The 23162-nt window shown below is 34.4% G+C and carries 17 protein-coding genes; 14 read left to right on the top strand and 3 right to left on the bottom strand.

The features are described from left to right. Positions 1-18: 18 nt before the first annotated feature. From PK35_RS02840 to PK35_RS02815, 7 genes are all read left to right on the top strand, one after another. Entirely contained in the window at positions 19-1239 is a 1221-nt protein-coding gene (locus PK35_RS02840) for a glycoside hydrolase family 88/105 protein (protein ID WP_082048500.1), read from the top strand. 82 nt (positions 1240-1321) lie between these two features. After that, positions 1322-1636 carry a hypothetical protein gene (locus PK35_RS17990; protein ID WP_052825808.1) on the top strand — a complete coding sequence of 105 codons (315 nt, stop codon included), beginning with the start codon at positions 1322-1324 and terminating at the stop codon, positions 1634-1636. Between the two features lie 88 nt (positions 1637-1724). Next, positions 1725-2036: a glycoside hydrolase family protein gene (locus tag PK35_RS17985; protein ID WP_052825806.1), complete on the top strand. Its 312-nt coding sequence runs from the start codon at positions 1725-1727 to the stop codon at positions 2034-2036. A 235-nt stretch (positions 2037-2271) separates the two neighbouring features. Then, complete coding sequence (locus PK35_RS02830) at positions 2272-5076, top strand: LamG-like jellyroll fold domain-containing protein (protein ID WP_044625099.1); 2805 nt, start codon at positions 2272-2274, stop codon at positions 5074-5076. A gap of 150 nt (positions 5077-5226) precedes the next feature. Then, entirely contained in the window at positions 5227-6459 is a 1233-nt protein-coding gene (locus tag PK35_RS02825) for a DUF2264 domain-containing protein (protein WP_044625098.1), read from the top strand. Positions 6460-6620: 161 nt separating this feature from the next. After that, positions 6621-7496, top strand: coding sequence for a T9SS type A sorting domain-containing protein (locus tag PK35_RS02820; RefSeq protein ID WP_082048499.1), 876 nt, complete (start codon positions 6621-6623; stop codon positions 7494-7496). Positions 7497-7844: 348 nt separating this feature from the next. After that, complete coding sequence (locus PK35_RS02815) at positions 7845-12167, top strand: glycosyl hydrolase (RefSeq protein WP_082048498.1); 4323 nt, start codon at positions 7845-7847, stop codon at positions 12165-12167. Between the two features lie 556 nt (positions 12168-12723). Here the strand turns inward: PK35_RS02815 and PK35_RS02810 are convergent. Both PK35_RS02810 and PK35_RS02805 read right to left on the bottom strand, forming a co-directional pair. After that, the gene (locus tag PK35_RS02810; RefSeq protein ID WP_044625096.1) at positions 12724-13314 is read right to left on the bottom strand and encodes a nucleotidyltransferase family protein; all 591 of its coding nucleotides are present in this window, start codon (positions 13312-13314) and stop codon (positions 12724-12726) included. Between the two features lie 6 nt (positions 13315-13320). Continuing rightward, positions 13321-14331 carry an XdhC family protein gene (locus PK35_RS02805; RefSeq protein WP_044625095.1) on the bottom strand — a complete coding sequence of 337 codons (1011 nt, stop codon included), beginning with the start codon at positions 14329-14331 and terminating at the stop codon, positions 13321-13323. A gap of 177 nt (positions 14332-14508) precedes the next feature. Here PK35_RS02805 and PK35_RS02800 point away from each other — a divergent pair, with 177 nt between their 5' ends. The 3 genes from PK35_RS02800 to PK35_RS02790 are packed head-to-tail and all read left to right on the top strand — an operon-like array spanning position 14509 to position 17902. After that, a complete protein-coding gene (locus tag PK35_RS02800) occupies positions 14509-15147 on the top strand; it encodes a hypothetical protein (protein ID WP_044625094.1) in 639 nt (212 codons plus the stop codon). Between the two features lie 32 nt (positions 15148-15179). Beyond that, positions 15180-15638 (top strand): (2Fe-2S)-binding protein, encoded by a 459-nt coding sequence (locus tag PK35_RS02795; RefSeq protein ID WP_044625093.1) that lies wholly within the window; start codon positions 15180-15182, stop codon positions 15636-15638. Positions 15639-15640: 2 nt separating this feature from the next. Continuing rightward, positions 15641-17902 carry a molybdopterin cofactor-binding domain-containing protein gene (locus PK35_RS02790; protein WP_044625092.1) on the top strand — a complete coding sequence of 754 codons (2262 nt, stop codon included), beginning with the start codon at positions 15641-15643 and terminating at the stop codon, positions 17900-17902. An 84-nt stretch (positions 17903-17986) separates the two neighbouring features. Here the strand turns inward: PK35_RS02790 and PK35_RS02785 are convergent, their stop codons facing one another. Next, a complete protein-coding gene (locus PK35_RS02785; protein WP_044625091.1) occupies positions 17987-18640 on the bottom strand; it encodes a YceI family protein in 654 nt (217 codons plus the stop codon). Between the two features lie 166 nt (positions 18641-18806). On the opposite strand from PK35_RS02785, the gene PK35_RS02780 reads away from it, so the two are divergent. The 4 genes from PK35_RS02780 to PK35_RS02765 all read left to right on the top strand — a co-directional run bounded on the left by PK35_RS02780 (position 18807) and on the right by PK35_RS02765 (position 23161). Next, positions 18807-19358, top strand: a complete 552-nt coding sequence (locus tag PK35_RS02780) for a nucleotide exchange factor GrpE (protein WP_044625090.1) — start codon at positions 18807-18809, stop codon at positions 19356-19358. Between the two features lie 9 nt (positions 19359-19367). Then, positions 19368-20486 (top strand): molecular chaperone DnaJ, encoded by a 1119-nt coding sequence (dnaJ, locus tag PK35_RS02775; protein WP_044625089.1) that lies wholly within the window; start codon positions 19368-19370, stop codon positions 20484-20486. Positions 20487-20926: 440 nt separating this feature from the next. Continuing rightward, positions 20927-21856, top strand: a complete 930-nt coding sequence (locus PK35_RS02770; RefSeq protein WP_044625088.1) for an ABC transporter ATP-binding protein — start codon at positions 20927-20929, stop codon at positions 21854-21856. Continuing rightward, positions 21857-23161, top strand: a complete 1305-nt coding sequence (locus tag PK35_RS02765; protein WP_044625087.1) for an ABC transporter permease — start codon at positions 21857-21859, stop codon at positions 23159-23161. Position 23162: the final 1 nt, after the last annotated feature.

Genomic DNA, 23162 nt, shown 5'->3' with positions numbered 1-23162 from the left:
AAATAAATTCAATTTTAAATGAAAAAAAGCAACTATAAAAAAAGGTGTCAATTTTTTATTTTTTTTAATGAGTCTAAATATAGATTTAGGTTCATTTTCTCTATTGTTTTAATACATGTTTTCCTTTTAGGGTGTAAAACAGCTCAGAGAACAAAGGGTCAAGAATCGTTTGGTCAAACTAAAGAAGATATTAAATCTATTGTATATAAAGTTAATGGCTATTGGCAAAAAACACACCCAAATCATGGGAATTCTTTTTGGCACGTAGCAGCTTATCATACAGGTAACATAGAGGCCTATAAAATAACAGCTGATGAGGATTATTTAGAATATTCAAAAGCTTGGGCAGAAAAAAACGAATACAAAGGAGCTAAGTCAGATAATAAGTCAGAATGGAAGTATAATTATGGAGAAACCGATGATCATGTTCTTTTTGGAGATTGGCAAATAGCATTTCAAACTTATATAGACATTTTTACTTTAGAAGGAAAAAAAGACCCTGAAAAAATTAAAAGAGCGCGTGAAGTAATGGAATACCAAATGAGTACTTCTGCAAACGATTATTGGTGGTGGGCAGACGGACTTTACATGGTTATGCCAGTAATGACTAAGCTATATAATGTTACGGGAAACGAACTTTATTTAGAAAAACTAAATGAATACCTAAACTATGCTAATAGTATTATGTACGATTCCGAAGCGCAATTATATTTCCGTGATGCAAAATATGTATACCCCAAACACAAAAGTGCTAATGGAAAAAAGGATTTTTGGGCGAGAGGTAATGGTTGGGTTTTTGCAGGTTTAGCTAAAGTTATTCAAGATTTACCTAAAAAATCTAAATACAGAGAAGAATATATTACTCGTTTTAAAACCATGGCAAATGCTTTAAAAGCAGCGCAACAACCAGAAGGTTATTGGACTCGAAGTATTTTAGATCCCGAACACGCGCCAGGGTTCGAAACCAGTGGTACAGCTTTTTTTGCCTACGGCTATTTGTGGGGTGTAAACAACGGAATTTTAGATGAGAAAAAATACCTCTCTGTTATTGAAAATAGTTGGAAGTATTTATCAAAAGTTGCACTGCAAGAAGATGGTGAAATAGGGTATGTACAACCCATTGGTGAACGTGCTATTCCTGGTCAAGTGGTAGACGTTAATTCTACTGCAGATTTTGGTGTAGGAGCCTATTTATTGGCTGCGTCAGAAATGTATCGATATTTAAAGAGTAAAGAATAAAATTTAAAAGGCTACGCCAAAACATGAAATATCAATAAAAAGGAACACGAAAATCCAATTAATAAAACCAATAAAATGCCTTTTGCTTATTTTAGTAATAACTAGTTTTAATTCTTCATGTAAAACACCTCAAAACAACAAGCCAAATAATTATGTTGCCCACCTATTTACATATTTTACAGGCAATAATGGAACCGAGGAATCTATACGATATGCAATAAGTAAAGATGGGTATAACTATTATGCCCTTAATAATAACGAGCCAATTATTAGTTCAAAGAAAATAAGTTCTACAGGTGGTGTACGTGATTCGCATATTTTAAGAGGTCATGATGGAAAAACGTTTTATATGGTTGTTACCGATATGGTTTCTGCCAACGGATGGAGTTCCAAGTAACTCAGCTTGTATTGATGGTGATATTATTTAGAAAGACGGGAAATACCATCTCTTTTTTAAAAACGAAGACGAATCTAAAAAAGGGATTATGCAAGCAGTTTCAGATAATTTAACGAGCGGTTACAAAGAACAGAAAGGATTTATGAACGTAACAAATAAACCGGTTGAAGGTTCCAGTGTTTTTAAATTGATTAATTCTGATACTTATATTTTAATGTATGATATGTATACTTCTGGAAAGTACCAATTTACCAAAATTACTGATTTAATTAATTTCTCTGTTGTTGATGAGTTTATTTCAATGAATTTTCATCCACGCCATGGAACTGTAATCCCAATAACACAAGAAGAAACCGCACTTCTGAAAAAATGGGAAAGTAAAAACCGAATATGTTATTAATATAAATTAATTAAAAATTGCAAAGCTGCACAATTAATTCTAGGTTGAAATAAATTAAGCGTTGGGCGTTTAATGCATCAACTTCAACCAATTTGTTACCCTAAGCATATTATAATTATATGTTTTTTGCAGTATGATTTTTAATTTTTCTATAGATTTTTTTCTGTAGAGAAATAACTTGTATTAAAAAAAAGACAGATCATACAGCTAAACCCAATAAACTAAATTAAACTAGATGAAAAAAAATACATTTTTTATTTCATTCTTATTGCTTTTTGCAATAGGAATATGGCAAATCAATGCGCAAACAAGCACAAGTAGTAATTTTGTAGTTCAACCATCTGCAGATGAGGTTCTGTTTTACGATGTAAAAGCTACAGGAACTCCCAAAACAATGTTATGGGGCTTAGACACGGCTTGGGCAAGTGAAGAAAATTTTAGAAGAGGGATGGCTTTCATGGGGGGCGAAAATGTCGACGTAGTTCGCGTATCTTATTTCACGCATTTGCCATTGGAAAGTAATGGAGAGCTTGCTCCAGCGATCAAAGCACTAATAGATAAACGTCTTGGGTATCTCGCTTTATTGGGCAGGCCAATGCAGCTAACCATGAATAGCGTTCGTAACTCTGTAGACCCAAGTTATGGTACGCAGGGTAATTACAATCCTGTTACCTGGGCAGCAAATATTGCCGCTACCATAAGTTATTATGAGGCAGCAGGGCATGAAGTTATTTCTTTAGCCCCATGTAATGAATGTGACCTTGGTACTTCTTACGGAAATGGCGACAAACCATTTAATGCTGCATTAAACACAGAATTACGGAAATTATCAGAACTTGATGATGTTCGAATATCTTCTAGTACTTTGAATACAGATCAGGCTTTACCTTGGTACAACTACCTAAAGTCTACATTAGATGAAGGTATTACGCATCAGTTGGCAGGTTCGTTTAGTAACTATGCCAATTTCTTTGAAACAGTAAGAAGTGATGGGAACTATGCTAGTAATGACGAATTGCATAATGTTATTGAAGCAATTGCGGGATTGGAGTATGGCCTTCAAATGGGTATTTGGTGGGGAACACCAGAGTACACTGGGGGGAAATTTTTAAAGGCATCAAAAGGGGCTAGGTTGGCTTATGCCGAAAACCGCTCCAACTGGACAGCTGCTTCAGTTTATAGAAATCAAGATGGTCAAGTTGAAGCTTTTCTTGGTGCATCAGAAAGACAAGCTGTAGCTACATCATACAAATTTGTATCTCAAAACAGAGCTGTTTATTATGATGGTCATGGTCCTCAAAGAGAGTTTGTTATGCAGATGCCCGGAGGTACAGGATATCACCAAAACCAACCAAATGCAGAACGCGTTATTAATATTCAATGGGGAGAAGATATACAACCTGCTATTGCTAATGGCATGTATAAATTAGTGAATCGTGAAAGTGGTAAAGTAATACAGGTAGCCAATGGTTCTACTAATGATGGTGCAAATATAGAAGTTGGTACAGATGCGGGACAAACATACCAGCAATGGGAAATGAATGCTGTACCAGCAAATGTTGGAGGCGATTTTACTTTTTATAAAATTGGTTTAGGAAGTAATACAAGTAAGAAAATGGCAGTTGATGCTTCTAATCTTTTCAATAATGGTAATATTATTTCTTTTGCTGACAGTAATAGCTTAAACAGGCATTGGTTTATTGAATATGCCGAAGACGGGTGGTTTTATATTGGTAGTCGTATTAGTGGAAAATTTTTAGAAGTAGCTTCAACATCAGAAAATGCAAATGTACGTCAGTGGGAGAAAAAAACCGGGCTAAATTCTTATAGTCAACAATGGCGATTTTTACCAGTTAATGCCCCTGTAGAATTTAATGCGCCTAGTGTTCCAAATAATTTGGTTGCTACAGGAAATCCAGAATCTATTCAGCTTGATTGGACAGCTAGTCCAGAGGCAGATGTTGCTGGTTATACAATATTTAGAGCAGAAACAGCTGGCGGAACATACAGTACTATTGCAAGAAACGTACTTACAACGTCATTTGTAGATAATACAGTAACCATTGGCGGACAATACTTTTATAAAATAAAGGCTGTAGATAATTCTTTAAATGCATCTGCTCATTCTGCTGAAGTTTCAGCAATTGCTAACGGAAATAATGCTGTTGTTGCTCATTATGAATTTGAACAAAACATTTTAGATTCATCAACAAACTTAAATCATACAGCTTCTTCGGGAACAATTTCATTTGATAGTGGTGAAATTGGCTCAGAGTCGTTAGTTTTAAATGGTAGTTCGTATTTGCAGTTACCACCAGATATTGCAAATCAAGAAGAAATTACAGTAGCAACTTGGGTATACTGGAATGGAGGAAATATTTGGCAACGTATTTTCGATTTTGGTAATAATCAAAACGAATTCATGTATATGTCTCCATATTCTGGTACAGGTTACTTGCGATTTGGTATAAATAACGGCAGTGGTTTACAAACTTTAGATGCCACTGTAGCATTACCAGAAAATCAATGGTCTCATGTAGCTGTCACTTTAGGTGCTACAACCGCGAGTTTATATATTAATGGTGTTTTAATTAATGAGTCTAATACTGTAACAGCTAGACCTATCGATTTTAAACCTATGTTTAATTATATTGGGAAAAGTCAATTTTCAACGAATCCTTTATTAAATGGACGTATAGATGATTTTAGAGTTTATAACTATGCCTTAACAGCTCAAGATGTTGCTAACTTATATAACAAAACCCTTTCTACAGACAATTGTGAAAACAATTGTATTGATGGCTTAACATTTTGGCCAGTTCCAGCAAACGATGTATTGAATCTTAGTTTCACCAATAATACAAATGAAATAACAACAGCTAATATATATGATATAAATGGCAGATTATTGCTAACTGAAGATTTTGTAAACACAGCAAAAGGGCAACTAAGTGTTGCGCAGTTACCATCAGGAATGTATTTACTTAAATTAAATAAAGGGGAAAAAATATCAGTAAAAAAGCTTTTAATAAGGCACTAAATAGTATTAAACGTAAAGCAAGAAACTATCCATCAGATAGTCTTTTTGCTTGTGTGTTTTTATAGTATTCACGAATACTAAATAAATATTTTCATAAATTAATTATATTTTACATTTCAAATAAACTAAAGAATTTTAAAACTACATAAAATGACTCATCAACTAAAATACATCCTAATAGTTTTTGGAATATCAGTTCTAACTATAAATAAAACATACTCACAAGAAGAAACACCAAAACAGGTTCGAGAATTTTTTGTGTCCTCATTAATTAAAATAGGCGATCCAGTTTTAACGGCATTAGGCAAAAATGAATTAAAAAAAATGATGCCTGTAGAGAAATCTCCAGGTGCTTGGGATGATCGTACACACGTTACCTATTTAGAGGCTTTTGGAAGGTTGCTTTCAGGAATGGCGCCGTGGTTAGAACTGGGTACAGATAAAACGCCAGAAGGTAAGTTAAGAGCAAAGTACATTTTATTGGCACAAAAATGTATACATAATGCAACTAATCCTGAATCGCCAGATTTTATGAATTTTAATAATGATAAGCAACCTTTAGTAGATGCAGCTTTTTTTGCGCAAGCATTAATACGTGCGCCCGAGCAGTTGTGGGAACCATTAGATGAAACTACTAAAGAAAATGTAATTAAAGCATTAAAATCTACAAGAGTAATAAAGCCATATTATAGTAATTGGTTGCTTTTTTCAGGAATGATAGAAGCCGCGTTGCTCAAATTTGAGGCAGGAGCAGATATGATGAGACTGGACTACCCATTAAACAAACATAAAGAGTGGTATTTAGGGGATGGTATGTATGGAGATGGTCCAGATTTTCACTGGGATTATTATAATAGCTTTGTTATCCAGCCTATGATTCTTGATATATTAAAAGTTATGAATGAAAAAGGGGTAAACATGAAAAAGGATTACGAGATGGCTTTAAAAAGATCCAAACGCTACGCGGCTATTCAAGAACGATTAATTTCACCCGAAGGTACATACCCTCCAATAGGTAGATCGTTAGCATATCGTTTTGGTGCATTTCAATTGTTATCCCAAATAGCGCTTTGGAATGAGTTGCCAAATGAAGTTAATCCAGCTCAAGTTCGTTCGGCTTTATATGCTATGGTAAAGAATCAAATAAATGCTTCTGGTACTTTTGATGAAAATGGCTGGCTTCAAATAGGTTTATTTGGGCATCAACCTAATATTGGTGAAGGCTATATTTCTACAGGAAGTTTGTATTTATGTTCTGAAGTATTTTTAATACTTGGGTTACCCTCAACGGATGCGTTTTGGAGAGAACCTTACCAACCTTGGACACAAAAGAAAATTTGGTCGGGACAAAAAATTCCTATAGACCATGCTATAAAGAACTAAAAAATATTCCGAAGTCAATTAGTAGTCCTTTTTGAGCTGATTAATAAGTGCCTGTTAACTTTTGTTTAGTGTTATTTTACATACAATAAAGGCGTAGAAGTATAATTTTCTATGTTTTTTATTACTAAATCTAAATTAAATAACATTAAAAATTTAAAATTATGAAGAAAATTACATGCTTTGCTTATTTGCTATTACTTAACACAATAGCCTTAATGGCTCAAACTACTCAACCTTTTCTTGTAGAAGCAGAGTCTGGTTCTCTAGGAAGTGATTATACAACGGGAACTGATGGAGGAATAACCTATGTTTACCCACAAACAAATTTTTTATCTACTTCATATCCAGGTACAGCAGATAAAGTTATAACTTATAATATTACTTTTCCAGAGGCTGACACTTATGATTTATATGTCAAAATTTATATTGGTCCTGAAGGGAATAATGATGATAGTTTTTATGTGGCTCAATCTTTCGGAACTAAAGTTGAGACAGATTCTAATGATTGGGTTAATATGAATCGACTGGATGAATCAGGTCATACTGCTGGTACTGATGTTGTTTCAGGGGATATGCAATCTCAAATAATAGAGCAATGGAAATGGATTAATCTTTCTCAGTTATGGGCTAATGGTACAAATTGGACATATACAGTAAATCCTGGAAGTCTAAGTGTTACTTATCAAATTGGAGCGAGAGAAGATGGTTTGTTTATTGATAAATTGGTATTTGGTAAAACAGGAACTAGTTATACAGTAGATGAATTAGAAGCCGCTACTACTTTAAGTTCTAAAAAATATGACACTTTAGATAATACAGTGACTGTTTATCCAAACCCATCAAAAGGCTCATTCAATATCGATTCAAATGAGTACGTTGGTGTTTATAAAATATATAGTTTAATTGGTGCAAAGGTAGAAGAAGGTGCTTTTGGTTTAGGTTTAACTAGTTATGGTGAAAACTTAAAATCAGGAACTTATGTTTTAGATTTACAAGCCAATAACAAAAGAAGTGTTACTAAAATAGTTAAACTATAATATAACCCCCTTGTTATGAACTATGTGAGCTATTTAAGTTTAGCTTACATAGTTCATAATTATTCTATTCTTATTAATTAGTCCAATCAGTTAAGTGTTTAATTAGGTGTGTTTTCTCCTTATTATATTAAGATATAGAGAAGATTTACCAAACTTTACAATATTTTCTTAATTATAAAAGATATTTCATCCTCAATGGCCATGAACCATAGGTTGTTTTATATATAACTTATCGAGTTAAAAAAAAACAGCTGTCTATTTCTTTTTCTTTTTTAAAGGTTCAATATCAATAAATTACTAAAACCAACTAGTAACAATACTAAAATAAACTAAATAAAACTTTATAAAATGAATAAACTAAAACGATTCTTTGGGGTTGTACTATGCTTAGTGTCGATACATACTTACTCTCAAGAACCCAATTTAGATCAAAAAGCCAGCTTACCAACAACACTTATAGCATCCGAAACGATTGATGGTTCTAATGTGGTTGATGTTGTAAATCTTCCCATGGATTTATATCAAAATATGTCTATTGAAATTAAAGCAACTATAAATTCTGCAGATGGAAGAGGACTTGATTTTGATCTTCGTAAAAATGATTTCAAGGGTTTTAGAACTTCTTTAAATACTGAAAAATTTCAATGGTCAACTCCGTTATCGAGTATTTATATGATGAATTTTTCTTCATCCGAAGAACAAACCATTCGTTATGCCGTAGAAGGAAATACGGTTCACATGTACCAAAATGGGAGTTATATAGAATCTAAAGGTTTAGAAACTATTTACGATATTGTTAATGGTGTTGAAAATACCAATCCCGACCTGTCCTCTATGACCGAAGGTCCAAATATAACAGAAAATGCCTTTGGAAATTTAACTACCGAAACACCTTTGCAAGCAGGTTGGAATAACAATGGCACTGGAAATGTTCCATGGAATACTCCTAATAGTAATTCTGGTGTTCGATTTACAAATACTTTAAACAGTAATTTAACTTACAATGGGCAAACTTATACCGAGACAAATCATTTTATGTTAATGCGATGGGAAAGTGGCGTAACAAATGGCTCTTCATACTACTACCCGGTAACATTGGAAGCCAACACAACCTATAGCCTTAGTTCTTTATATACTTATTGGGGTAATGGCTCTTCGGGGACTTTTAAAATAAGTGCAAGTAAAGAAACCACAGGAAACAATTTAATTGGCCAGTTTTCAACTTCCGTAACAAACGGGAATCAAAAAAAATTAAGTAATAGTAATTTAACTTTTACAACAACCGAAGCAGGTACTTACTATTTATTATTTGAAAATAATGGGGCAGGTATTTGGTTTGTTGGAAACTTATCACTTAAAAAATTTGGTGCACAACCTCGAATTATTCTAGGAAAAAATTACCAGGAAGGAACAGTAGATATACAAGTAGCATCTGTGACTTTTGATGCAACAGGGGCTTATGCCCCCGTTTCTACAGGTAGTGAACCTAGAAATCAAGTAAGTATAGATAATCAAGATTACAATATAGCTCGTTTTATAAATGTTGATGTTACTGTCTCTGGAACATCTGAAATACATATTACAGGTACAGATCCGCTTCGTAACAGCTCTGTAAATTTAACATCAGATGATTCTTGGTTGTATATAGAAAGAATTAAACCTTCTATATTTTTAGATGAAGCGAATACTTGGTTAGATATCGTGAAAATTAATGGGCAACCATTCGACCCTACAAAGGATAGAATAGGTATTTATGCATCTGGTTGTGTAATTATTCCAAACGGAAAATTGGCAATGCAAAACGCACTTACTATTTACTCTGAAGAGAATTTTGGAGGTAATTCTATGGATTTAGAAGTTGAAACCTACCATAATAATTTAGGAGCTTTTGATAATAATGTGAAATCGTTTAAACTTAAAAAAGGATTTGCAGTTACATTGGCTAACAACCCAAATGGAACAGGGTTTAGTAAAATGTTTATAGCTAGCGATGATGATATTGAAGTATCGGCATTGCCTGAAGGTTTTATAGCAAGCAGTACAGACCAAAGTAGTTTTATATCGTTTATAAGGGTTTTTAAATGGCAATGGAATTCTAAAAAAGGACTTGCAAATAAATTAGGAGGAGATGCTCATTATCAAGCAAGTCCAACAATATACTATAATTGGTCCGCTGGAGGTGATACAGAAAGTGTTGATGCTACTTTTGTACCTATGAGGCATAATTTAGGTTGGGATTCTTTTACTAAAATTAACTCATTAACAAATGTGTCGCACGTATTAGGATATAATGAGCCAGCAAGACCAGACCAAGCAAATATGAGTGTAGCCTCAGCTATTAATCAATGGCCAGAGATATTTAAGTCAGGGTTAAGAATTGGTTCTCCAGCACCTGCAGCAATAGGCAGTTCATGGCTAAATGAATTTATGCAAATTTGTAACGAGCTTAATTATCGTGTAGATTTTATTGCATTTCATGCGTATCAAGATCAACCAACAAGTTGGTGGTCTTGGAATATTTCAACTGCTGCCATAGGCGGAAGACCTGTATGGATTACAGAGTGGAATAATGGTGCAAACTGGACTAATAGTGCAGATGCTTCAAAGTGGCCAAATGCTAGCGGACCTCGTTATTACCCTAATGGCGATCCTATTTTAGATGAAAATGGTGTGCAAAAAACAGGAGCTCTGCCTCTTACACCTGAAAATGCAGAAAGAAATAAAGTTAAATTAGAAGAAATATTATCTTATTTTGAAACGAACGATCTAGTTGAACATCATTTTTTATATCAATGGGTTAATGATGCTAGAACTTTAGAGCTTGGTGGCCAAATTACACCTGCTGGTGAAATGTTTGGAGCCTTTAACTCTGGTACAGGTTTTAAAAAATCAAAAGAATATAACCACCAGTGGAAAATAGCCCCGCCCTGGTTAAATCAAAGTTTTTCTCAAAATTATACCCAAAGTGTTATTTCATGGTACGATCATAACGGTGAAACAGGTAAAAACTATATCTTAGAAAGAAAAACAGATTCAGAAACTACCTTCGCGCCAATTGCAACCTTGGTTAAAGGAGATGATTATGAAGTAGGAGGAACAGTAAACTTTTATGATAATTTAACTTATAATTCAGCAAAATATAGGGTAAGAGCAACAAGTTATAAAAACACACAATCTACATATTCTAGAGAGGTTGAAGTAACCATAGATCAACCTGCTGCGGCTCCTGTTTTAACAGGGCAAGCACTTTCAGGAACCATTATACAACTAGAATGGAATAATGCTGCAAATGCTAAAAAATATATTTTAAAACGCTCTACAGCTATAGATGGCGAGTATGAAACTATAGCTGAAAATCTTGATGCGATTAATTATAAAGATGAAAATCTAACAGCTTTAACAACATATTATTATAAAGTAGCAGGAGTTAATAGTGCTGGAGAAGGTGAATATTCACAAATAGTTGAAGTTACAACAAAAGATATTAGTGCTCCTAATGATATTGAAAATTTATATATCTCATCGGGAGATGAATCTGTTGTTATTACTTGGGATTTCGCTTATGATACAATGTATAAAATAACCCGATCATCAAATGCTAATGGACCTTTTACTGAAATTTCGAATAATTTTATAGGCACTCGATTTGTTGAAAATACTGGTATTGTTAATGGTAATAATTATTATTATAAAGTACAACCATACAACGACGAAGGTGAAGGACCCGAATCTAGTGTATTGGTAGCAGCCCCAAAAAACGGGCAACATGCAAAATTTACTTTTAATGAAAACTCAGGAAGTAAAACTTATGATGAGTGGGGTGGCTATCATGGAGAATTAAAAAATAATCCAGAATGGTCTGTAGGTAATGATGGAAGTGCAATTACTTTGTCAGCCTCAGACGAATCTTATGTGCAATTGGGAGATAATATCGTGTCAAATCTCACAGACTTCACAATTACTTCTTGGTTTAAAACACCAGCAGTAACTAATAATTACTTGCGACTTTTCGATTTTGGAGCAGGAGGTTCTAATTTCATGCTCTTAATACCTAAGGCTAACGAAACAGAATCAAGGTTTATAATTGATCCAATTGAGGGAAGTAGATATAATGTTTATATGCCATGCGATTTTCCTGTTGACGAATGGGTGCATGTGGCGCTTTCTTTGGAAGGCAATACCTTTAAGTATTTTATTAATGGTGAGTTAGTTTTTACAGATAACAATTGTAATTTGACGCCTTCTGATATTGGCCCAACAAACCAAAACTACTTAGGTAAATCACAGCAATCACAAGATGTATATACAAATCATAATTATGATGAGTTTAGAATTTATAATTATGCTTTAAGCGAAAATGATATAGCTGAATTATATAACAATGCTAGTCTTAGTGCATTATTACTTGACTCTAATAATGATGTTTCAATTCAATTGTATCCAAACCCAGTCGATAGCGGAAAAGATATTAACATTAAAATTGATCAAGATAAGAAAGCTACTGATAAAATGACTGTTCATACATACAATATGTTAGGAAAACTAATTAATAAGCAAATAGTAGATGTTGGTAGTCAGTTTAAATTTAAAGCACCTTTAGACAGAGGTATTTACTTTATTGATATAAAATCAACGAAGTTTTCTGGTAAAACAAAAGTTATAGTTAGGTAAGGCTTTGAGTGATTTAAGAACTTTTCCAAAATCAATATAGAGCTGAATTCAATAAAATGTTTAATTTTAAATTTAAACAAAAGTCCTTAACAAATAAGTTACTAAATCTAAAATTGAGAAATTGTTCAAGACCTAATAAAAAAATAAAAACTTAAAACTTGTAATGGACCTCAAAAATGAACATTTTAAAGAGCTAGGTAGATCTGTTAAAGATTTTGAGAATTTCTTCAATCCGACTGCTTCAATGAGGTGGGAATGTAGAAATAACTCAAACAAACTAAAGCGTCGGTAAAGGCTCCAATTTACTGTAGCGAGTTTTAGGGGCCTTATTTTTTATTGTTTTATATCTAAAATCAGTAAGAGATAATAATTTCCAATCCTTTAATCGAACCAAGATTATATACTAAAGTGAAATTCTCAATCAACAGGAGTGTTAGTTGTATGTAAGTTGCTGATAAGTAGTTTTTTGTTGTATAAATAGCTTCTAACTACCCCGATAAAAAATCGTTTAAAAAGTAATTTTTAGGCGATTTTCTTTTTTTTGATAAATTTTATTTTAATCTTTTTTAGTTAAATTCTTGTAATCAACTTCCGTATCAATATCAATATTTTCAAAATTTGTTGGAATTGATATCACATTTTTAACGTAACGCTTTAATAAATGTTTTGCGCCTTTATCATCGTTTAACACTTTCAATTCATCAAAGTAAAACTTAGAAAATAATACCGGAACGCCAATAGTTTCTTGGTATGTTGTGGCATGAATAGTCTCAGGTTTTCTATTTGCCTCAATCATTTTGTTGAGGTGCGCGGTAGTTATAAAAGGTTGGTCGGCGAGCGTGATGACTACGCGTTCAATATTTTTAAAATGAGATTCTATATAATGCAAGCCATGTGCAATAGATTGTCCTAATCCGTTTTGCCAATTTTTATTAGTAGTAATTGAAATAGCTTCTGAAAAGTGCGTGCTTTCTTTTATAGTTTCTGCATTCGCACCTAAAACGCAAACAATTTGGTTTGTTACTGTGGCTTCTGCAACTTGCAATGCGTTTTCAAGTAAAGATGTGCCGTTGTACGGAAGAAGCTGTTTAATAGCTTTCATTCTATTTGAAGCACCTGCTGCTAAAACAATAATTGCCGTTTCCATAAGCTATTATTTAGCATGAATGCTGCCCATGTGTTCACGTAACGAAGGCACTTCCTTATGGCGTTTTACGGCAATAATTTCACTTAAAATAGACACCGCGATTTCTTGAGGCGTAATTGCGCCAATATTAATACCGGCAGGACTGTAAATGCGGTCTAAAAACGAGGTGTTGATATCGGGATTGTACTCAATTAAAGCATTCATGAGTTTTTCACGACGTTTAGCAGAGCCTAAAACACCCAAGTAATAAAATTTTTGGTGTTGTAAAGTGAGTATAAAATTAAGATCTCGAGCGTAATTGTGGTTCATTAAAATCACAGCGGTATGTTCATCACAGGTAAAGTCGTAATTCGAACTAGGGTCGAGATAAAGCATTGTTTTTGCTCCAGGAAATCGCTCAATAGGTTTAGGATCGCGTGGAGAGCCTACAACGGTTATTTCCCAACCTAATAAATTTGCTGAAGTACATAATGAAACGGCATCATGTTCGGTGCCAATTATGATTAATTGCGATAAAGCAGGGAAATTTATCTTGAATGTTTCAGTTTGAGATAAGGGTTTAAAACCAGATCTAAAACTAATGAGGTTTTTATTTGAAAGGGTTAATGTCGATCCAAAAGATGAATTTGTAGTAACTTCTTCTTCAAAATATGCGGTAAATTCCAGAGTACGCCTTAATTGTAATTCTGATTGAATGTTATGGTAATCTGTTTCAGAAACCAAAAAAGGTTCAAGTAAAATATAAAGTACGCCTTCACAACCTAAACGGTAACTTCCGTCGTAATCCATTACTTTTGGTAACCCTGTTTTAAAAACACTTTGTGCTTGGAACAGAACTTCTTTTTCAACGCAACCACCGCTAACGGCACCCGTCATGGTTTCATCTTCAGAAATTAGCATTTGCACACCAGGTTTTCTATACGAAGAGCCATTTAAAGCGACTACCGTTGCTAAAACATGTTTTAAATGCCGATTTTGGTAGGCGGTTTCTAGTATTTGTTTGAATTCGTGCGTCATTAAATAGATATTGTTCTACCGGTTAAATATATTTTAAACAATTTCAACTTTACTTAAAATTTTAATAAAATTACAGGTAAAGTATTGCGAATAACTTTTATTTAGAAAACTTATAAATAATAAGTATTAACATTTCTTCACAGTATTAATACCTAACTTAAGGCTAAAAATTAATTCATGGCAAATAGTCACAATTCCTTTAAAAATTATAAACATTTAGCAAGCTACATTATAGCGCTCATTCTGGTGGTTGTTTTTGTAATTTCATGTAAATCAAAAAACAGTGCGAGTACCGAGTATGTGGTGCTTTCTAAAATAACGAAGAAGGATAGTTTGGCGTCGTTGGCGGCCTTTGAAAAAGTCTATTCGGTTTTAATGCATCCAAGGTGTATGAATTGCCATCCAAATGGTGATATACCATTACAAGGCGACGATAGCCATATTCATAATATGTTACCACAACGCGGACCAGACGGCATGGGGATTTCTACTATGAAATGTGCCAACTGTCACGCTTCAACTGGCGTTCCAGGTGAATCTACACCACCAGGAAATCCGTTATGGCATTTACCACCTTCAGACATGAAAATGGTTTTTCAAGGGCGTTCGCCAAGAGAATTAGCACTGCAATTGGTAAATCCGAAACTAAACGGACATAAAAATTTACAGGAATTAAGAGTACACGCCGAAGATACTTTGGTTAAAAATGGTTGGACAATGGGCGGCAACCGCGAGTTGCCACCATTAACTTACAACGAGTTTAAAGACGCGTGGTACGAGTGGATTGATAACGGTGCAGTAGCACCTGCGAATTAAAAAATCGATTTCAAAAAAATAAACAAAAAGCTATGGCATTATTTACAATACATGTTAACGGAGAATCGAAACAAGTCGATGTAGATGCAGATACACCAATACTTTGGGTGTTACGCGATAATCTGCGTTTACTTGGTACAAAATACGGTTGCGGAATTGCCCATTGTGGCGTGTGCACCATTCATTTAGATGGCGATGCTGTGCGATCATGTGCGTATCCAATTAGTGCCGTAGGCGATAAAAAAATTGTAACTATTGAAGGGCTTTCAGAAGAAGGTGATCATCCTGTGCAAAAAGCATGGTTGGAGCATGATGTGCCTCAATGTGGCTATTGTCAAGCAGGACAAATTATGACAGCTTCATCGTTGTTGGCTCAAAATCCTAATCCAACCGATGAAGAAATCCGTCGCGCTATGAATGGTAATTTATGCCGTTGCGCTACTTATACTAGAATAAACCGAGCAATACGAACCGCAGCTAAAGACATGTAATTATGGCAAAAGTAAAAACACATTTTAACAGACGCTCATTTTTAAAACTGTCAGCTGCTGGTGGCGCAGGCCTTATGTTGCAGTTTAGTTGGTTTTCGGCGTTAGCAAAAGAAAATCCGAATTTAGAAAGTGCATTCGATTTAAACGGATACATAAAAATAGCAACTGATGGAACAGTAACCATAGCTTCACCAAATCCTGAAATTGGTCAGAATGTAAAAACATCAATGCCAATGATTGTAGCCGAAGAACTGGATGTGAATTGGAAAAACGTAAAAGTGGTTCAGGCACCATTGAATACTGATATTTTTACAAGACAGTTGGCAGGTGGTAGTAATTCCATCAATCAAAGTTGGAATGCCTTAAGGATGGCAGGCGCAACCGCAAGATATATGTTGGTTGAAGCTGCCGCTAAAGCTTGGAATGTACCATCATCATCAATAAAAGTTGATGCTGGGGTTATTTCGCATGCAGCAAGTGGCAAATCCGCTGGTTTTGGTGAAATGGCCGAAGCAGCTTCAAAAATAGAAGTTCCAAAAGAAGTTGATGTTAAGAGTATTAAAGACTTCAAAATAATAAGAAATTCGCAGTTTAATGTTGATGGGCCATCCATTGTAACAGGAAAACCCTTGTTCGGGTTAGATGTTTATGGAGATGATATGGTGTATGCTTCTATTGTGCATCCGCCGGCATTTGGTATGGAATTAAAATCCTTCGATGCTACCGAAGCATTAGCCATGAAAGGTATTTACGATGTGTTTACTATTGATGCTTATCCCGAAGATTTTGAGCGAGGGTATTTTGATATTACGGCATTTCCAAAGTTAATTATTATAACAGGAGATTCTACTTGGCGCATTATGAAAGCCAAGAAACTAATTAATGCAGAATGGATGCCTTTTGAAGAGCATACAATTAAAGTGAAAGGTTTTCGAGGTAATGCTACAGACCAAAAAGTGCCTACGAAAATCGAAAATACCGATAAGCAATACGCATCTATGATTGCGTTGAGCAAGGAAAACCCAAGGCAAGCCCGTAAAGATGGCAATCCTGAAAAGGCTTTCGCTAACGCAGCAAAAGTGATTGAGCGCGAATATACCGCACCTTATTTGGCGCATAGTCCGTTAGAACCGCTTAATTTTTATGCGAATGTTACTGATGATAAAGCGGAACTTATTGGCCCGATTCAAACACCTGAATATATGGAGCAATCTGTAGCGCAACGTTTTGGGTTGAGTTTGGAGCAGATTGATATTCAAATGACGCGTATTGGAGGTGGTTTTGGAAGAAAATTATTTGGGCATTACCTATTGGAAGCCGCCGTAATTTCTAAAAAAATCAAAAAGCCAGTAAAATTAATATACACACGTGAAGACGATATGACGTTTGGTGCTTACCGCCCAATGTATCATGCTTATTATCGCGCTGGATTAGATGAAAATAATAATTTAATAGCTTTTCATGTAAAAGCAGGTGGAATTCCTGAAAGTCCGTTGTATGCTAATCGTTTCCCAGCGGGAGCAGTCGATAATTATTTAGCAGAATCATGGACCATTGAAAGTAATATTACTACAGCAGCATTTCGTGCGCCACGATCAAACTTTATGGGAGCGGTAGAGCAAGCCTTCTTAGATGAGGTTGCCGAATTAGCAGGGAAAGATCCTATAGATTTTAGATTAGAACTTTTCGATAGAGCTATAAAAAATCCAGTAGGCGAGCGCAATGATTACGATGCAAAGCGTTACGCAGGTGTTTTAAAATTGATAAAAGAAAAGTCCAATTGGGGAACACCTAAACCAGGATTAAGCAGAGGTGTAGCAGCCTATTTTTGTCATAACAGTTACGTGGCCAATGTTGTTGATTTACGTATGGAAAACGATAAACCCATTATTGAAAAAGTATATTGTGCCACCGATTGTGGTATCGTGGTTAACCCTATTGGAGCAGCAAATATGATTGAAGGTGGTAGTGTTGACGGTATTGGGCATGCGCTGTATAGCATGCTAACCGTAAAAGATGGTGTGCCGCAACAAAAAAACTACAACGATTACCATTTAATTAGAAACAACGATGCCCCTTGGGATGTTGAAACTTACTTTGTTGAAAGCGATGTACATCCAACAGGTTTAGGTGAACCACCATTTGCACCAGCCATTGGCGCTTTGACAAACGCACTTTATAAAGAAACAGGCAAACGTTACTATCATCAACCATTTATGGTGGATATTGAAAGTATGTTTCTTAAAGATGAGGCTGCGGTTTAATACCGAGTTGGTTAATAAAAAAAGACTGAGTTTAAATTTATTTAACCCAGTCTTAATTATAATTTTTGAGGTAGACCTTTAAAATTATTTAGAAGCTTTTAATAATACTTTTAATTCAATATCATCATTAATAAATTTATCTCCTAAATTATCAAAAATCGATTTCGAACCATATTGTACATTCCATTTTGTTCTATCAATAGTAAAAGTTTCACTTACTAAAGTTAAGGCGTCACCTTCAGTGGTTACAGCAACAGGGAAAGTTACGTTGTTAGTAGCCTCTTTTAAAGTAAGGTTTCCAGAAAGTAACGTTTTACCTTCAGCTTCTTCAACACCTGTAATTTCAAACATAGCAGTTGGGAATTTTTCAACATCAAAAAAGTCAGCATTCGATAAGTGTCCAACTAAATTAGCGTTTCCTTTTTCTTCAGCAGGAATATCTTCAACTACAATTGTAGCCATGTCAATAACAAAACTACCAGCGGTAATTTTACCATCTTTAGTACTAATTGTACCTTCTTTTAAACTAATGGTTCCATAGTGTTCGCCAGCAGGTTTAAAGCCTTTCCATGCAATTTTAGAGGCTTCGGTGTTAGCTGTATATTGTGTAGCTGTAGCTTCAACAGTTGCAACTTCTTCAGCTTCAGAAGTGGTCGCTTCTTTGGCTTTATCTTTACAAGAAAATACGCTTAGTGTTAAAACTGAAATAAATAAAATGCTTAATAGATTTTTTTTCATTTTTAGGTTTGTTTTTTGTTAAACCGTAAATGTACCAAAGAGTTTAATCATTAAGAAATATGAAAAATGAAAGTTTTGTTAAAAAATTATGATGACATTATGGCATTTTTATAATAATGGCAGTACTTTTGCCAACCTATTTTAGTACAAAAAAATAAGTTTAGCAATGAGCAAAAAAGATATAAACGAAGATTTAGAAAATGAAGCTGTTAAAACTGCTGAAGCTGAGACTGTTGAAACAGAAGAACAGCAAGTTGAAGAAGTAACAGCCGAAGAGAAACTTCAAGAAGAACTGCAGGAAGAAAAAAATAAGTTTTTACGCTTGTTTGCAGAGTTCGAAAATTATAAAAAGCGTACATCGAAAGAGCGTATCGAGTTGTTTTCTACGGCTAGCGAAGGAGTTATGAAAACTTTGTTGCCAATTTTAGACGATTTTGAGCGCGCTTTAACACATATTGAAGAAGATAAAGAAGCCGAAGAATTACGCAAAGGTGTGTTTTTAATATACCAAAAAATGGTGAATACCCTTGAGCAAAAAGGTTTAAAAGCTATTGCAGTTGAAAAAGGCGAGGCCTTTAATGCCGATAATCATGAAGCGGTTACGCAAATTCCTGCGCCAACCGACGATTTAAAAGGCAAAATTATAGATGTTATTGAAAAAGGTTACAAACTAGGAGAAAAAGTAATTCGTTTCCCTAAAGTGGTAATAGGACAATAAACCAAAAACATGGCGAAAAGAGATTATTACGAAATATTAGGAATTAGTAAAGGTGCAACTGCGGCCGAAATTAAAAAAGCTTATCGTAAAAAAGCTATTGAATTTCACCCCGATAAAAACCCCGATAATAAAGAAGCTGAAGCTAAATTTAAAGAAGCTGCAGAAGCTTACGAAGTATTAAGCGATGCCGATAAAAAAGCACGTTACGACCAATTTGGTCATCAAGCCTTCGAAGGTGGCTTTGGCGGCGGAGGCGGAGGTGGTATGAATATGGATGACATATTCAGTCAATTCGGCGATATTTTTGGCGGCGGCGGTTTTGGCGGTTTTTCAGGCTTTGGCGGTGGCGGTGGCCAGCGTCGAGTAAAAGGAAGTAATTTACGAATTCGAGTTAAGCTTACTTTAGAAGAAATTGCTAATGGCGTTGAAAAAAAGGTGAAAGTAAAGCGTAAAGTTCAAGCACCTGGTGTAACTTATAAAACCTGTTCTACGTGTAACGGTACTGGTCAAGTTACAAGAATTGCCAACACTATTTTAGGTCGTATGCAAACCGCTTCAACTTGTAATGTATGTGGAGGAGCAGGACAAACTCTTGATAAAAAGCCAAACGATGCCGATGCTCAAGGTTTAAAAGTTGCAGAAGAAACTGTATCTATTAAAATACCTGCAGGTGTGGTTGATGGTATGCAACTTAAAGTATCTGGTAAAGGTAATGAAGCGCCAGGAAATGGTGTTTCGGGTGATTTAATTGTTGTAATAGAAGAAGAGCAACATGAAAAATTACAGCGTGAAGGCGATAATTTACACTACGATTTATATGTAAGTTTCCCTGAAGCAGTACTTGGTACATCAAAAGAAATTGATACTGTAACAGGTAAAGTGCGTATAAAAGTTGAAGCAGGTGTGCAGTCGGGGAAAATATTACGCTTACGCGGAAAAGGTATACCAAGTATTAACGGTTATGGTTCGGGCGATTTATTAGTGCATGTAAATGTTTGGACGCCAAAAACATTAAATAAACAGCAAAAAGAATTTTTTGAAGGCATGCTAGCCGACGAACACTTTGAGCCTAAACCAGAAAGTTCGGATAAGTCATTTTTCGAGAAAGTAAAAGATATGTTTTCTTAAAGAAGCTTGTTAAATACGGATGAATTGTTTTAATGCGATACTTTGTTTTTTAGTGTTACGTTGAATTTATATTAGTATCTAAAACACTTGTAAATATTAATGTCGTATGGTAAGAGCTTGAAACAATTCAAATTGATAATTAAAGTCATTATTTTATATAAATAATTTATAAATCCGCTCGATTCTGGCGGATTTATTGTTTTAAATGTTAAAAGTTCTATAAAACTTTTGCTTTTAGTTTCGAAAAAAAAACTATATTTGACTATCACTAATTAATTTAGTGATAATTTTTCTTTTTCATAGCAATTTTTTTCCCATCCTTAATTTATTAAGGGTGGGTTTTGTTTTTTATACCAAATAGCTAATATCTTTCGTTTCTTTACTTACCTATGCTGTTAACATTTAATATATTTACGCTCGCAAGTAAATAAAGTAAATAAATGACTAACTTATTAGAAGTTAACAACGTTTCAAAAAAGTTTGGAACTTTTACCGCGTTAAATCACGTATCGTTGGCCGTACCAAAAGGCAGTATTTTTGGTTTGTTAGGGCCAAATGGCGCTGGAAAAACCACCTTAATAAGGGTGATAAATCAAATTACCATGCCCGATACTGGTGAGGTATTTTTAGACGGAGAAAAACTTCAAGAAAAGCATATAAAGGCTATTGGCTATTTGCCAGAAGAACGTGGCTTGTATAAATCGATGAAGGTTGGTGAGCAAGCTCTATATTTAGCTCAATTAAAGGGTTTAAGTAAAGCTGAAGCTAAAAAACGCTTAACATATTGGTTTGATAGATTAGAAATTGGTGATTGGTGGAATAAGAAAATTCAAGAGCTATCAAAAGGAATGGCGCAAAAGGTACAGTTTGTAGTAACCGTGTTGCATGAACCTAAATTGTTAATTTTCGATGAGCCTTTTTCGGGCTTCGATCCTATAAATGCGAACTTAATAAAAGACGAGATTTTACATTTGCGAGACCAAGGTGCTACCGTGATTTTTTCAACACACAGAATGGAATCGGTAGAAGAATTATGCGACGATATTGCCTTAATTAACAAATCGAATAAAATACTTGACGGTAAACTTACCGAAGTAAAGCGCCAATATAAAAGTAATACGTTCGAGGTTGGTTTAAGAACCGAAAATAGCTTAGCCTTAGAACAAGAACTAGCGGATAAGTTTTCCGTTTCTAAAGCTTATTTTAAAACTTTAGATGATGAGTTAAAGCTAAATATAAAGCTTAGCGAGAACCATAAACCAAACGATTTGTTGAGTTTTTTAACCACCAAAGCCGAAGTATCGCATTTTGTAGAAGTAATACCAAGTGTAAACGATATTTTTATTCAAACCGTAAAGAATAATAGCTAAATGAACCATTTACCACTTATAATAAAGCGCGAATATTTAAATAAGGTGAGAAACAAAGCCTTCATTATCATGTCTATATTAAGTCCAGTAATCATGATAGTTTTAGTATTGGTTGTGGCCTATTTGTCGCAAATTAATAACGATAAGGTTAGAGTTATTTCGGTGTTAGACGAGTCAGGTTTAGTACAAGATAGTTTCAAAAATTCCGATAATACAACTTATAATCTATTGTCAGGAATGTCATTAAACGATGCTAAAAAATTAACCGAAGAAGCGGAGATGTACGGCTTGCTTCATATAGAACAATTTAGTAAAATAGAAGATGCATCAAATCATATAAAATTTTATTCCGAAGAGTCGCCATCATTAAGTTTAATTTCAAATATCGAAAGTAAATTAGAGGAAGCATTTACGGCTAAAAATCTTTATGATAAAGGTGTAAATGTCGATATGATAAATGCCGCACGAGTAAGAATTAATTTAGGACAAGAAAGTTTTGCAGGCGAGAAAACTTCAAAAATTGATAGTGTTGTAAAGCTTATTTTTGGTGGCGCAGCAGGGTATTTATTATTTATGTTTATCATTATTTATGGTAACATGATTATGCGCAGTGTTATTGAAGAAAAAACTAGTCGTATTATTGAAGTTATAATTTCTTCAGTAAAACCCATTCAGTTGATGCTTGGAAAAATAATTGGCACCTCGTTAGCAGGAATTACGCAATTTGTAATTTGGTTAATTTTAGGCGGTATCTTGTTAACAGTTGTATCGGTAGTGTTTGGTATTAATGTACAAACACCACAGCAACAAATGGTAGAGCAAGCTGTTGCGACTCCAGAAATTAATGCCCAAGTTCAAAATATTATAGAGGCATTTTACCATTTACCAATAGCCAATTTAATTGTTGCATTTATCTTGTTTTTTGTGGGCGGTTATTTGTTATATAGTTCGCTTTATGCCGCCATTGGTGCTGCCGTAGATAACGAAACCGATACCCAACAATTTATGCTACCTATTATTATGCCATTAATTTTAGCGGTTTATATTGGTGTTTTTACAGTAATTGAAGATCCGCATGGAACTGTATCAACGGTTTTTTCGTATATTCCATTAACATCACCAGTGGTTATGCTTATGCGTATACCTTTTGGTGTGCCTATTTGGCAACAATTAATTTCCTTAGTAATTTTATTGGCTACATTTATGTTTACGGTTTGGTTTGCCGCTAAAATTTATCGTGTAGGTATTTTAATGTATGGTAAAAAGCCAAGTTATAAAGAACTTATAAAGTGGATTAAATATTAAT

Source organism: Neotamlana nanhaiensis (assembly GCF_000943555.1).
Classification (GTDB): Bacteria; Bacteroidota; Bacteroidia; order Flavobacteriales; family Flavobacteriaceae; genus Neotamlana; species Neotamlana nanhaiensis.
This window is presented reverse-complemented; position numbering and strand designations above follow the sequence as displayed.